Here is a 15479-nt window from a genome sequence, read left to right on the forward strand (position 1 = left end):
AATATTTAATATTACGCTAATTTTAAGACACTACTGAAAAATATGTTATGTGTTAGCTTCAGCAATAGGTATCCTTATGTTTAAAGTACCTAATATTTAGGGTTTAATGTGATATTTTTCAATCATCTGTTTAAGTGGTTCTACATCATATGAATTTGTAGCCACTGAAATATAGCCATCTGGTCGTACTAAAAATACAGCATCACGTTGAATGTCTTTTTGGGACATCTGTGTAACCCAAGGGATATGGTAAATCGGTAATTGTGAATCATATGCGAACTGTTTTAATTCTTGTGTTAATTTGCCATAAATATGGATTTGCCAAGTTCGAGATTTTAGAGGTTCGAAATTATCGATTGAATCAATATGAATCCATGGAAGACGATCGCCGCCAGCAATGTTCCCATAATTTCCTGTACTTAAATCACTGTGTTTATAATGAATAGCTGTTTGAGATATCGTTTTATACAGCTTTTTCTTCAAAATATCCAAATGTAATAAAGTAGGGAAGATATAGGGAATAATCCAATCTTTTACGACTTGACTATTCGCCATAAATTTAAATCCTGTATCAGTAGTGTTCACTAATTTTTTTGCAAATTCAATGCGTTCAGGTTCATACGTATCTAAAATTGATTTATCAGCTTTTCCTTGGATGACGTTACTCAGCTTCCAAGCTAAGTTGAAGGCGTCGCTAATGCCTGTATTCATACCTTGACCACCAGCGGGACTATGAATATGTCCTGCATCACCACAAATAAAGGCACGATTTACTCTAAAATGTTCTGCTACTCTATGATGTGAGCGGTAAGATGAATACCAATTAATGTTTTTAATGTGTATAGGTAAGATATTTTCGGCAAATGGTATCAGTGGTTTAAATGATTCAGGCGGTTCACCATTGGTCTTTACCTCTTCGGGGATAATACCAATGAGGCGTAATTGTTCTGTTGTTCTAATAGGGAAACCAACACAGAAATGATTACCATGAAAGCCCATACTAGCACCATCTAATTGTGTGTTCGTTTCAACGTCCGCAACATAAAAGAGTTGTGTGTATGTTCCGCCAGGGAAACCGATATCAAGTCGTTTTCTTACGGTGCTACTGGCACCATCACAACCACAAATGTAATTGAATGTTTCAGTTACTTCTTCACCATTAGGTCGTTGAAATGTCGCACTTATAAATGTCTCGTTGTCATCAAATGATATAAGTTCATGTTCCCAACATACTTGTCCACCGACTTTTTCTAATTCTTCTACAAGAATTTGTTCATGAATATCTTGCGGTAAAGTTAATATATATGGATAAGGACTTACGCCTTTTCCTTTCTTTGCAATCGGTAATTTGCCAACAGGACGTTTATCTTTATATACATTAAAATGTTGAATTGGTATGCCTGCTTCAACAATCTTATCGTCGAAACCATATTGACGGTAGAATTCAAGTACACGTGACTGAACGACCATGGCTCTTGAAGCTGTACCGGGGCCTTTATTTTTATCAATCAGCTTATATGATATACCTTGAGCACTTAAAGCAATGGCTAATGCCAATCCACTAGGTCCAGCGCCTACAATTAAAACATCGTTTGACATGGCATTCTCTCCTTATTCGGATATTTTTATAATTATTCCCATAAGCACTATACATTAAGCATGATAGCAAGAATAAGGTGATGTTAACCGAGGTTAATGTCTTAGAAAAGGCATACATAGAAGTTAAAATTTAATGAAAGCTAAAATGTTGAAAAGGTCAATTCAGTGAGATTTTGATGCAATTTAGTAAGATTAAATTTACAATTTGAGAGAAAATACATCTTTTTTAAAAATTTATTGAATAATCTGAACAAATAGACAATAAAACCATGTATAATAACAAATATCACATAAATAGGAGACACAAGAATTATGAAGAATCATACATTAACGTTAAAACAAAATATATTTATTGGTTCGATGTTGTTTGGTTTGTTCTTTGGTGCTGGAAACTTAATATTCCCAATCCATCTCGGTCAAACGGCAGGCGCAAATGTTTGGTTGGCCAATTTAGGTTTTTTAATTACAGCGATTGGTTTACCATTTTTAGGCATTATTGCAATAGGAGTATCAAAAACCAATGGTGTCTTTGAAATTGCTTCAAGAGTAAGTACAAGTTATGCATACATATTTACAATCGGGTTATATCTCGTTATAGGACCGTTCTTTGCTTTACCAAGATTAGCAACAACATCCTTTGAAATTGCTTTTTCTCCATTTATTTCACCAAGTACTGCAAAGATATTACTACCAATATTTAGTATTGTATTCTTTGTTTTAGCATGGCTGTTCGCTAGAAAACCATCTAAAATATTAGATTATATTGGTAAATTTTTAAATCCTATATTTTTAATATTATTAGGTATTGTCGTCATTTTGGCATTTATCCATCCAATGGGTAGCATCAATCATGCATCGATTAGTCCAAATTATAAGCATGGCACAGTGCTTAAAGGCTTTATTGATGGCTACAATACGTTAGATGCTTTAGCGTCATTGGCATTTGGTATTATTATCGTCTCAACTATTAAAAAATTAGGTATTTCAAACCCCAATACGATTGCTAAAGAAACCTTTAAATCTGGAACAATTAGTATTGTTGCAATGGGTGTTATATATACGTTATTAGCGGTGATGGGAACGATGAGTTTAGGCCATTTCAAAGTAAGTGAGAATGGTGGTATAGCATTGGCACAAATCGCTCAATACTATCTAGGTGATTACGGCATTATTATTTTATCGTTAATCATTATTGTTGCTTGTTTAAAAACGGCTATTGGCTTAATAACTGCATTCTCTGAGACATTTACAGAATTATTTCCTAAACAAAATTATTTAGCTATTGCTACGATAGTTAGCGTTCTAGCCTGCATCTTTGCGAATGTAGGATTAACGAAGATTATTATGTATTCAATACCAGTATTAATGTTTATTTATCCTTTAGCAATTACATTAATCTTATTGACATTAATCAGTCCACTATTTAATCATTCAACAACTGTTTATCGCTTTACGACATTCTTTACAATGATTGCTGCGTTAATTGATGGTATAAAGGCAAGTCCAGAATTCTTTGTAAACACAAGTTTCGCACAATGGTTAATTGCGCTAGGTGAGCATTACTTACCATTATTTGACATAGGCATGGGTTGGATGTTGCCGGCACTTATAGGCTTTATTATCGGACTCATCGTTTATAAAATTCGCTTACCAAGACAACCACAAACATAAGAAAAATAACTTAAAAACTTGTTGAATAACTGTGCATTGTCAGTGTTCAACAAGTTTTTTCAATCCTAGTCAACCTTGCTCGGGCGGGACTACGAATTCATAATGAATGCGATTCCGCTCCCTTGTAATAACGAAGCATTAATATTACTTATTATCTCTTTTATTGAAAATTATATATAGTAAAAATCCTAAAGCTAACCCTAAAAATGCGCCTGCTACAATTTCTTTAAATATTAATCCTAATCCTAAACCCAAAAACAAGCCACATGGAATAAAAAAGCTATTGTGATTATTTATTTTCATATTTTAAATAATACCTTCTTTATAATAATATACCATTATTAGAGTTGCTATTTTCTATCTTAGGATTAGATTTTATATTATTAGCGAATGTAATCACTTAATAATCATCTTTCACAGTTGCTCATTCATTGCCAATAATTGGTAAAAAGAATGCACTGCTTTTTTAAAATTTCAGTTAAATGTGAAGCATCATAATTTTTGCAATAAGGTACTGACAACGGCACAAAACTTTATTAAAATATTATATATATTCAAAAAACAAAAATTGTCTTGTTATTCATTTGACATAGACTTTATTCAGGGGTGAACTTTAATGAAGTGTAAGCAATGTGGGACAGAATTTAATCATTTCCAACAACACTGCCCGACGTGTGGTGAACCGATACAAGTTGATACAACATCAAATCAGCAACAAACTTCTAAGCAATCTCAGAAACGTGATATTAGAAGTCAGTTTGGCGCAGGTGCACAACAGCATAAAAAACGACCTGATCAGCAACAAGAAGCAAGCCATGACAGTGATGTAAAAGAGCAAGTTGGCGCATCATCAACTACAGATGAAGCGAATACACATTCAACAGAGTCTCAAGAGCAATTCGGTGCACATTCAGGTGATCATGCATCACACGTATCGAAGAACGATTTTGGTGCTTCTTCGACGGATTCAGTTTCAACAGGATTTTTGGATGTCGTTAAAAACATCTTTAAATTAGATGATACCGCGGCATGGGCTAAACGTATCATTATTTCAATTGCGTTTTTTGTGTTTTATGTATTTTTCATTCATATAACATATAATATGATAATATTTATCTTGAATGTGCTATTATTCCCATTTGTGATGTGTGTTGTTGATCACGTACTTAGTAAAGTATTTAAGAAATCAAGTTATGCATACGATATTCAACAACATGGTTTTGCCATAGCTACTGGAAAAGTTACACTTAAATACATATTCTTATTATTTATATGGAACTTTTCGTGGATTCTTGGCATTCTTTCGTTTATTTATCTCTATTCATTGGCAAAAAAACTAGGTTAAGGGAGTCATAACAATGAAAAAACCAATACTTGTTGGCAAAGGGTTTCGTCGAATTAGTTTTGAAAAATTAGTACTAGAAACGCCCATCCCGGATGACAGCACAATTGTATTTGAGTCTTTAGGAGACCAAAAGCACTATTTCAATCAAGGTATGCAATTTCAAAATATGCGCTTTAAATTACGAGGTAACAGTTTACCTGAAGATACAGTGATTGATTCTTGGTTTTATATTGAGAACTGTAATGCTGTTATAGAGAATTTAACAATTGATAATTCACAGCCTAATGATCATGCGCTAAATATACATAATAGTCATGTGACAATAAATAATGTCATTTTAAAGGGGAAGCAAGCTATTGCACTATATATAGATCAAAACAGCAGTGTGTCTATTAATGAAGTGACGGTAGATACTCATGCTGAAGAGGAAATTAGTGGAATATTTGTAGATAATGGTTCACGTGCTCAAATTAATCAGTCTTTAATGAATGGATTAACAGCGAATCAAGATGCATATATTGAAGTCAACCATAGTCTATCGACTGAAACAGTATGTGCGCAGCAAGAAGGTAGAATCAACGCAAATGATTTATATATCGATAAGACAGAGGAAACCATAGACATCATGTTGTTCAGTCATGGACAAATGTATATTGATGGACTAACTATTGTTTCGGGAAGCTCTGAAGCATATTTAGAAGAAGGCTATCTATCGTTACAACATGTTAATACCGAAAATACTAATGGATTTCTTGTTAATATAGACAATTTTTCAGACGCTGAAGGAGAAGGCTTTGAAGTCATTAACAGAGATGAATATCAGCGCCAGTTAAATGATCAGGGAGCATATGCACAGAATGTAGATGACAATATAGGACAAGAAGACGTTGATACTCAATTTGACGAATTCTATGAAGACGATACAGTAAATGAATCAGAGAATGATAGTTATGAAGATACTATGGATGCGTTTGATGAAGAAGCAATGCCTGAAGAAAAAAGTGCATTAGATGCGATACATGAGCTTATTGGCTTGGATGGTGTTAAAAAAGCAGTAGAAAAATTTATTAATATTTCTAAAATAAATAAAATCAAACAACAAAAAGGGTTGCAACCAAATATGCCAGCCATGCATTCGTTATTTATCGGGAATCCAGGTACCGGTAAAACAACGGTTGCGCGTTTGATGGCACAAGCATTATATGAAGAACAAGTCATTAAAGAAAACAATTTTGTTGAAGTTTCACGTCAAGATCTCGTATCAGAATATATTGGTAGAACTGCAACACAAACGTTGGAAGTGCTAGAAAGCGCTAAAAATGGTGTATTGTTTATTGATGAAGCATATACTTTGGTTAGCGAGGGAGATAAAGGATTTGGTCAAGAAGCAATAGATACAATTCTTAAATATATGGAAGATCATAGAGAAGAAATCATGATTATTTTTGCAGGCTATACCAATGAAATGATTACTTTTAAAAACTCTAATCCAGGTCTCGCCTCAAGAATACCTCACACATTTGATTTTGAAGACTACAAGTTACCTCAACTTGTACAAATTGGTGAAGCTGATTTAATAAATAAAGGTTATGTATTTGACGCTGATCACTATCAAAAAGCCTTGGCCAATGAATATCGACATAATTTTGATAATAGTAATGGACGCTGGGTTCGAAATTTCAATGAAAAATTAACGTCAGAACAAATACAACGTATTTCTGAAAGCGGAGAATATATAGATGATGAAGCACTAATGACTATTACAGATGAAGACTTTTCGATGTTTTCATCACAAGATGATGGTTCAGATGAAACGTTACATGATTTATTAGAAGAGTTACATCAGCTCATCGGCTTAGCTAACGTCAAACAACACGTAGATAAAATTATTAATGAAGTAAAATTCAATAAATTATTAGAAGAACAAGGCAAAGTTACGACGCATAGTAATTATCATATGATTTTTACTGGTGCTCCAGGTACCGGTAAAACGACTGTTGCTAGATTATTAGCACAAATATTTAAACATTTAGGTCTATTGTCAAAAGGTCATTTAATTGAAACAGAGCGCAGTAAGTTGATTGGTAATTATATCGGTCAAACGGAAAAGAATACAAAACAAGCAGTCGAACAGGCAATGGGCGGAGTATTATTTATCGATGAAGCTTATCAATTAACGCCAAAAGGTCAAAGTGACAATGACTTTGGTAGTCAGGCAATTGAAACATTGATTACGGAATTAGAAAATAATCGTGATAAGTTTATTGCTATCTTTGCCGGCTATAATGATGATATGCAGCGCTTTCTAGAATCGAATGAAGGCTTAAAGTCACGTGTTCCTTATCAATTACACTTTGAAGATTACAGTCCAGAAGAAGTGGCTGATATTGTTGTAATGACATTAATAAAAGAAGATTGGCAATTTGATGAAACCTTATTAAGAGAAATTGTGGAAGAACGATATGCGAATATTGAAGAATCACAAAAGTCCAATGGTCGTTGGGCACGTAATTTCGTTCAAGAACTATTAGTTAGACATAAAAACAAAGTAATCCAAACAGCTACACCTGATGCTGATTTAACAACAATTAGCAATGAAACAATTCTAGAAATGCAGGAAGTATAACATACGCCTTCATCGAGATGAACAGCACATTTTGATGAAGGCTTTATTAATAAATAACACATGGGAGGAAATACATATGTTTAAATTAGTTGTGACAGATATGGATGGCACGTTTTTAAATGCACAAGGTACGTTTAATAAAGCGCATTTTCAAGCATTACTAGCGCCAATGAAAGCCCAAGGTATCCGTTTTGCATTTTGTACTGGGAAGCAGGTGGAACGTGTAGAAGCAGTTGTGGGAGATTTGTCACAAGATTTATTTATTATTGGTGACAGTGCGACACGTATTCAGTTGAACGGGGAGAATATCTATACGAAAACATTAGATTCAGCAGTAGGTCAACAATTGATCAATAAAATTAAAAAGATAGATCCAGAGCTTACTATCATTGTTTGTACACCGGAAACGGCCTATGTAGAAAATAGCGTGAGAGACCAAGATAAGTCAATGGTCTTTGGTTCATATGAACAGGTCACTTTTGTGGATGACTTGGCTAATTTGACTGTACCAATATTAAAAATTACGATTTATGATCACAAAGCGCAATGTTTTAACCACGTCAATGATTTAGCAGAATTCCAAGATGACTTGTATATTGTAGCTGCAGAAGAAAGTTGGATTGATATTACTGATAAAGCTGTTGACAAAGGTACGACAATTCAATTTTTACAGAGTCTGCTTAATATTCCTGCCGAAGAGACGATCGTCTTTGGCGATGGATATAATGATATGCCTTTATTTGAAAATGCAGCCTATAAAGTGGCGATGGATAATGCCTATCCAGAGCTAAAAGAAAAAGCAAACCTTATTGCACTTAATCATAATCAAGACGGTGTTGTTACAACATTAAACGTATTGTTAAAATTGGCACGATAATATATCGCTCATACAGTTGATTCTCAGTAGACACTTGTACATCTTAACGGAATGTTAATGTTCAATTCATCAGGACTTAAAAATCGTTGCGTACGCTTAAATTAATCATAATTTAAGGGAATGATACATGTGGAAATTGTAAAGTCAAAAGAGGATTTATTTCGTATTATTGATCATGCAGATGAACAATATACATCCAAAATGTTATTATTTATGATTTTAGGAACGATTTTTCTAGATGCTTATGATATTACGATTCTAGGCACAATGACGGATCAACTTACGCAACAATTTCATTTATCTCCAACAATGTTATCCACGGTTATGACGTCTTTACCCATTGGTGCTTTGATTGGTGCTATTTTTGGTGGTGTCTTCGCACATCGATTTGGGCGCAAACGTATTTTATCGATATCGTTATTAGCGTTAGTAATCACTTCTTTAGGTGCAGCTTTAGCTCCAAATTTAACAATCTTATTGCTTTGCCGTTTTCTAATGGGAATGGCAATTGGAATGGACAGCCCAGTTGCCTTTACCTTTATTGCAGAAATAAGTAATCGCGCGCAAAAAGGTCGTAACGTCAATTATTGGCAAGTCGTATGGTATGTTGCCATTGTTACGTCATCACTATGTGTGATTGCATTCTTCTTAATGGGTACAGGTAGTCATCTATGGCGTGTAGCAGTTGGATTTGGTGCTATTATAGCTTTAGTGCTTTATCTATTAAGGTTAAAATTCTTACATGAGAGTCCAACGTGGATGGTTAACCACTACTCATTAGGTCAAGCAGCCGACTATATTCGTCAAAAGTATCATGTCGATATTCAATTAGCATCTAATCAGACGAATGACGTTAGCTCTCAAGAACGACAGCCATCAGCACGCGCATTGTTTCAACCTAAATATGGTAAAAGATTATTATTAGCAACAGCTATATCAACACTTCAAGGCATGCAATATTATGCCGTTGGTTTATATATTCCTATTATAGCTACGTACATTATTAGTAAAGAAAAATTAGGTGTTTTACTAGGTACGGCGATTGTTAATATTGCAGGTATTGTAGGAGCATACTTTGGTGCACAATTAACTTATCGCTTAGGCACACGTAAACTAACAATCATTGGTTTTGCATTAGTATTAATTGCGATGGTCATGACAGGTGTCTTCTATCATTTATTACCAATGATCTTAAATACATTTCTTATTGCTTTATTTTTATTCGGACATTCAGGTGGGCCAGGGACACAAGGGAAAACCATTGGCGCGTTATCATTCCCTACATATTTGCGGTCGCAAGCAACTGGATTTGTCGAAGCAGTCAGTCGTACAGGAAGTATTATTGGGACATTTATTTTCCCTATTATTCTAGCTGCAGTAGGCCTTACCAACACCATGTTAATCTTAAGTATCGTACCATTAGTTGGATTAATTATTACGAGCGCAATCAAATGGGAACCTGTAGGGAAAAATGTTGAAGTAGAATAGAAAAGATATACCATGCGTACCTGTGTAGCAGCCTTATTACTGTTACATAGGTATTTTAACAAATAGAAACTAAAATATTTTGTGATTGATGTCCCATGCTTTTTTTAAATTTCATGATAAGTTTTAAAATATGAGGGGTATATATACAAAAGGGGGGCGGTACTATGAAATTTTATAGATTAGACTATCAACATCATAAAGATATAGTTGATGAAAATATTTTAACGGTCTTTGTTGTGGCGCAAAATAAAGGGGAAGTAGAACAGCTTGCCAAAAAGTTGCGCTATGCTGTGGAAAATATTACGAAACTAACGGAAAAAGAATTTAAGAAAGAGAAAGAAACGAATGAACATTTTAGATTAGAGTATGCTGAGAACTATTTATAATGGATATAATCTGTCATAGATATCGTTAACATGACACATCTATCAAAATGATACTGACTGTGAACTTAACTAAGTTCGCAGTCTTTTTTTCTAATTTAGGTTTCTATATGGCTTAACTGCAATAAATAATATAGCAATGGGTAAGACTTCGGGTTGTCTACCTTGATGCTGCATGCATATTTTGTATAGTCAAATTGAAATCTATATAACGAGTATTATCACTTTTAGTAAGCATAATAGCATAAAACTAATTTTATTAAAGAATGCTTATCTAAAAGGGACAAAATGAAAAGCGATAGTTATATTTTTAGAAATATCTACCTACAAGATTGAACCATGTGAAATCTGACTACCTCTATCGGCCCTAAAGGAATTAAAACAATAAAATATTAAATTATTTTAATAATGATTGACAAGTGCATAGAAAATATTAATAATTGTTAATAAGAATCATTTCGTTTTAAAAGATTAGGAATGAAATAATCATTTTCAACATAGAAAGAGGCAAAGAAATGAATAAACTTAGTAAAATAACAGTCACGTTGCTTGCATCTGGGATGATTTTGGCGGGGTGCAGTGATAACAAAGCTTTAGAGAATAAGAAATCAGAGAAGACGTTGAGTTATACAACGGTTAAAGATATTGGGGATATGAACCCACATGTATATGGTGGTTCTATGTCGGCAGAAAGTATGTTGTATGAGCCGTTAGTACGTAACACGAAAGATGGTATCAAGCCATTATTGGCAAAGAAATGGGATATATCTGCTGATGGTAAGACCTACACTTTCCATTTGCGTGATGATGTTAAGTTTCATGATGGTACAAAATTTGATGCTGAAGCGGTAAAGAAAAATATAGATGCTGTACAGCAAAATAAGAAATTACATGCCTGGCTAAAATTATCAACATTGATTGATGATGTGAAAGTTAAAGATACATATACGGTTCAACTTCATTTAAAAGAAGCATATCAACCTGCGTTAGCTGAGCTTGCGATGCCAAGACCATATGTGTTTGTATCACCGAAAGATTTTAAAAATGGTACAACAAAAGATGGTGTGAAAGCCTTTGATGGTACCGGACCTTTTAAAATGGGCAAACATAAAAAAGATGAGCAGGCTAACTTCAATAAAAATAATGACTATTGGGGCACTAAGCCAAAATTAAATCAAGTACAGGCTAAAGTGATGCCTGCTGGGGAGACGGCATTCTTATCAATGAAAAAAGGCGAAACTAACTTTGCATTCACCGACGATCGAGGTACAGATAGTTTAGACAAAGATTCACTAAAACAGCTTAAAGATACCGGAAATTATCAAGTGAAACGCAGCCAAGCAATGAACACAAAAATGCTAGTTGTTAATTCAGGTAGTAAAGATAGTGCTGTAAAAGATAAAATGGTACGTCAAGCGCTAGGTCACTTAGTAAATAGAAATAAGATTGCGACAGATATTTTAGATAAACAAGAAAAGCCAGCCACACAATTGTTTGCAAAAAATGTCACTGACATTAACTTTAATATGCCTACACGTCAATTTGATACGCATAAAGCACAGCAATTATTAGATAAAGCGGGTTGGAAAGCATCGTCTAAAGAGGGTAGTATTCGTGAAAAAGAGGGTAAGGCACTTGAACTAGCCTTGTACTATGACAAAGGTTCATCAAGTCAAAAGGAACAAGCAGAATTTTTACAAGCAGAATTTAAAAAGGTAGGTATTAAGCTAAATATTAATGGTGAAACGTCTGATAAAGTTGCGGAACGCCGAACTTCAGGTGACTATGATTTAATGTTTAACCAAACATGGGGCTTATTATATGACCCGCAAAGTACAATTGCTGCATTTAAAGCGAAAAATGGTTATGAAAGTGCGACATCAGGTATTGCGCACAAAGATGCATTATATCGTGATATAGACGCTGCATTTAAGATGCAAAATGATAAACAGCGTTCTGCTAAATATCAACACATTTTGAAACAAATGGATGATGAAGGCATTTTCATTCCAATTTCTCACGGAAGAATGACTGTCGTCGCACCAAAAGATTTAGAAAAGGTTTCATTTACCCAATCACAATATGAATTACCATTTAACGAGATGCAATATAAATAAAGGAGCGTCATTATGGTCAAATTTATTATAAAACGTATAGCGTTGATGGTTCCTTTGATGCTTGTTGTGAGTTTTTTAACGTTTCTACTGACCTATTTGACTGATGAAAACCCAGCTGTCACGATTTTACATGCGCAAGGCGTACCTCATGTCACACCACAACTTATTGCTGAAACGAAAGCGAAATATGGCTTAGATCAGCCATTGCTTATTCAGTATAAAAATTGGCTAATACAGGCGCTGCAATTAAATTTTGGCACAAGTTACATTACTGGTGATCCCGTTGCAAGTAGAATCACGCCAGCGTTTATCAATACATTGAAATTAACATTAATATCTAGTGTTATGGTTATCATGACATCTATTATCTTTGGTGTGATTAGTGCTTTGACACGAGGCACACTGATTGATCGTAGCATACGTTCGATGGCCTTTGTACTTACGGCATTACCGTCATATTGGATTGCCTCAATATTCGTTATTTATATCTCGGTTAAACTAAATCTATTGCCGACGTCAGGGTTAACAGGCCCAGAAAGTTATGTCTTACCTGTATTAGTGATTACAATTGCCTATGCTGGTATCTATTTTAGAAATGTACGTCGCTCGATGATTGAACAACTAAATGAGGATTATGTGCTGTACTTAAGGGCATGTGGAATATCTACAAAGAAACTAATTTGTCACGTATTACGCAATGCGTTACAAGTAGCTGTATCTATATTTTGTATGTCTATTCCAATGATTATGGGTGGACTGGTTGTAATTGAATATATCTTTGCTTGGCCTGGATTGGGACAACTTAGTTTAAAAGCTATATTGGAACATGATTTTCCAATCATTCAAGCTTATGTGTTAATTGTCGCGATTTTATTTATTGTCTTTAACACGTTAGCAGATATTATCAATGCCTTATTGAATCCAAGGTTAAGGGAGGATATATCATGCTCGTAATGAAGCGTTTGTTACATGATAAAGGTGCCGTTTTAGCCTTAGTCATTATTTTGGGATATGTGTTGTTAGGCGTATTAGCTCCTTCAGTGACTTGGTATGATCCCAACCACATTGATACAGCACATAAATATGCCAGTATCAGTTGGCAACATCTACTGGGTACGGATCATTTAGGACGTGATATTTTAACACGTTTGATTTATGCAATTAGACCAAGCTTGTTGTATGTCTTTGTGGCACTGATTTGTTCTGTTGTTATTGGTGCTGTGCTTGGATTTATTGCTGGTTATTTCCGAGGATATATCGATGCGCTTATCATGCGCTTATGCGATGTTATGCTGGCATTTCCAAGCTATGTTGTAACATTAGCGCTTATTGCTATGTTTGGCATGGGTACAGAAAATATTATTCTGGCATTTATTTTGACACGTTGGGCATGGTTTTGTCGGGTTATTCGAACGAGTGTGATGCAATACACGACTGCGCATCATGTACAATTTGCGAAAACAATTGGTATGAGTCACTTTAAGATTATTCATAAGCATATTATGCCTTTGACTTTAGCCGATATTGCTATTATATCAAGCAGTTCTATGTGTTCGATGATTTTACAAATATCTGGCTTTTCATTTTTAGGCTTAGGCGTTAAAGCGCCAACTGCTGAGTGGGGAATGATGTTAAATGAGGCTCGAAAAGTGATGTTTACACATCCAGAAATGATGTTTGCGCCAGCAATAGCGATTGTCATCATTGTAATGGCGTTTAATTTTTTATCGGATGCAATACAACTTGCGATTGATCCAAAGTTATCAATGGTTGAACGACGTCAGGCCGTGAAGAAAGGTGGCATACGCATATGACAAGATTAAATGTTCACCATTTAAACATTATTGATTCATGGACAGGCCAAGCGCTTGTTAGCGACGTCAACTTCAATGTTAACAGCGGTGAAACCTTAGGTATTATAGGTGAGAGTGGTAGTGGCAAATCTATTACTTGTAAAGCGATTGTTGGATTAAATGATGACCGGTTAAAGGTACAAGGTCAGATTAACTTTGAAAGTGTTGATATGTTGAAGCTTCATGACAAACAGCTTAAGCAATATCGAGGTAAAGAGATTGCTATGATCATGCAACAAGGCAGTCGTGCTTTTGATCCATCGTCATCTGTAGGAAAGCAAATGATGGAAACCATGCAGGCACATACGTCATTAGGACGTCAGCAGGTGATAGATATTCTTGTAGAACGTATGTTGTATATGAAATTACAAAATCCGAAGCAAGTATTGTCGATGTATCCACATATGTTGTCTGGCGGTATGTTACAACGTTTGATGATTGCTTTAGCGTTAGCATTGCAACCGAAGTTGATTATTGCTGATGAACCTACAACCGCACTTGATACCATCACACAATATGAAGTATTAGAAGCGTTTAATGATATGAAGCAACAAATGGGCTGTGCAATGATTTTTATTTCACATGATTTGACAGTAGTTAATCACGTAGCTGACCATGTTGCTGTCATGCGAGCAGGCCGTTTGGTTGAGCAAGGTACTAGTGAAGCAGTGCTCTATCATCCTCAGCATGCATATACGTCCTACCTTTTAGCTACTAAAAAGAAAATCAGCGACCACTTTCAACGCGTCATGCGAGGTGAATGCAATGCTTAAAATTTCAAATGTTGAAAAATCTTATCGAACGGCGCATGGTTTTCAACATCGACAAGTATCTATTGTGAAAGGCGTCTCGTTTAACTGCCCATTAAACAGTTCAATTGCAATTATTGGTGAAAGTGGCAGTGGCAAGTCAACACTTAGTAGGATGATTTTAGGACTTGAAAAGCCAGACAATGGTTCGGTGACATTAGAACAACAGCCCATATATAAAAGAAAAGTAAGACGTCATCATATTGCAGCCGTATTTCAAGATTACAGTTCGTCTTTACATCCTTTTCAAACAGTCAGAGACATTATGTTTGAAGTGATGTGTCAATGTGGCAAACCCTCTAAAGCAGAGATGGAGGAGTGCGCATGTGAATGCTTAATTGAAGTTGGCTTGTCGTCTGATTATATGGATCGATATCCTCATATGTTGTCAGGGGGAGAAGCACAACGTGTAGCCATTGCTCGTGCAATCAGTATTAATCCGCAATACATTTTATTTGATGAAGCGATTAGTTCGTTGGATATGTCAATTCAAACACAAATCTTGGATTTATTACTGACATTACGTGCAACGAGACAGTTGAGCTATATTTTTATTACACATGATATACAAGCCGCGACTTATTTGTGTGATGAACTCATTATTTTTAAAGATGGTGCAATTGAAGCACAGATGCCAACGACAGCATTACATTGTAGTGAGAATGCTTATACCAATGCGCTCATTAATAAACAATTGTCATTTTAAGGAGG

General features: G+C 35.0%; 12 protein-coding genes. 11 read left to right on the plus strand and 1 reads right to left on the minus strand.

Annotated elements, in window-relative coordinates; genetic code table 11:
* Positions 1–96 precede the first annotated feature (96 nt).
* A complete protein-coding gene (locus HMPREF3267_RS05745; RefSeq protein ID WP_062078312.1) occupies positions 97–1599 on the minus strand; it encodes an FAD-dependent monooxygenase in 1503 nt (500 codons plus the stop codon).
* Between the two features lie 312 nt (positions 1600–1911).
* Here HMPREF3267_RS05745 and brnQ point away from each other — a divergent pair, with 312 nt between their 5' ends.
* From brnQ to HMPREF3267_RS05800, 11 genes are all read left to right on the plus strand, one after another.
* Entirely contained in the window at positions 1912–3270 is a 1359-nt protein-coding gene (gene brnQ / locus HMPREF3267_RS05750) for a branched-chain amino acid transport system II carrier protein (RefSeq protein WP_012990665.1), read from the plus strand.
* A 616-nt stretch (positions 3271–3886) separates the two neighbouring features.
* Positions 3887–4615, plus strand: coding sequence for a zinc ribbon domain-containing protein (locus tag HMPREF3267_RS05755; protein WP_062078310.1), 729 nt, complete (start codon positions 3887–3889; stop codon positions 4613–4615).
* 13 nt (positions 4616–4628) lie between these two features.
* The gene (locus HMPREF3267_RS05760) at positions 4629–7241 is read left to right on the plus strand and encodes an AAA family ATPase (RefSeq protein WP_062078307.1); all 2613 of its coding nucleotides are present in this window, start codon (positions 4629–4631) and stop codon (positions 7239–7241) included.
* Positions 7242–7317: 76 nt separating this feature from the next.
* The gene (locus HMPREF3267_RS05765) at positions 7318–8118 is read left to right on the plus strand and encodes a Cof-type HAD-IIB family hydrolase (protein WP_062078305.1); all 801 of its coding nucleotides are present in this window, start codon (positions 7318–7320) and stop codon (positions 8116–8118) included.
* Between the two features lie 129 nt (positions 8119–8247).
* On the plus strand, positions 8248–9606 hold the full coding sequence (locus HMPREF3267_RS05770) for an MFS transporter (protein WP_062078303.1): 1359 nt from the start codon (positions 8248–8250) through the stop codon (positions 9604–9606).
* A gap of 164 nt (positions 9607–9770) precedes the next feature.
* Positions 9771–9992: a hypothetical protein gene (locus tag HMPREF3267_RS05775; protein ID WP_002460843.1), complete on the plus strand. Its 222-nt coding sequence runs from the start codon at positions 9771–9773 to the stop codon at positions 9990–9992.
* A 512-nt stretch (positions 9993–10504) separates the two neighbouring features.
* A complete protein-coding gene (gene nikA, locus HMPREF3267_RS05780) occupies positions 10505–12106 on the plus strand; it encodes a staphylopine-dependent metal ABC transporter substrate-binding lipoprotein (protein WP_062078302.1) in 1602 nt (533 codons plus the stop codon).
* A 12-nt stretch (positions 12107–12118) separates the two neighbouring features.
* A complete protein-coding gene (gene opp1B, locus HMPREF3267_RS05785) occupies positions 12119–13060 on the plus strand; it encodes a nickel/cobalt ABC transporter permease (RefSeq protein ID WP_002460841.1) in 942 nt (313 codons plus the stop codon).
* Positions 13051–13920, plus strand: a complete 870-nt coding sequence (gene opp1C / locus HMPREF3267_RS05790) for a staphylopine uptake ABC transporter permease subunit CntC (RefSeq protein WP_062078300.1) — start codon at positions 13051–13053, stop codon at positions 13918–13920. Before opp1B ends, opp1C begins: the two co-directional genes overlap by 10 nt.
* Positions 13917–14732: a staphylopine uptake ABC transporter ATP-binding protein CntD gene (locus HMPREF3267_RS05795; RefSeq protein ID WP_070823827.1), complete on the plus strand. Its 816-nt coding sequence runs from the start codon at positions 13917–13919 to the stop codon at positions 14730–14732. Before opp1C ends, HMPREF3267_RS05795 begins: the two co-directional genes overlap by 4 nt.
* Positions 14725–15474: an ABC transporter ATP-binding protein gene (locus HMPREF3267_RS05800; protein WP_002491982.1), complete on the plus strand. Its 750-nt coding sequence runs from the start codon at positions 14725–14727 to the stop codon at positions 15472–15474. The genes HMPREF3267_RS05795 and HMPREF3267_RS05800 overlap by 8 nt, the downstream gene beginning before the upstream one ends.
* Positions 15475–15479: the final 5 nt, after the last annotated feature.

It is taken from the genome of Staphylococcus sp. HMSC62D11, from assembly GCF_001839145.1.
Lineage (GTDB): Bacteria > Bacillota > Bacilli > Staphylococcales > Staphylococcaceae > Staphylococcus > Staphylococcus lugdunensis.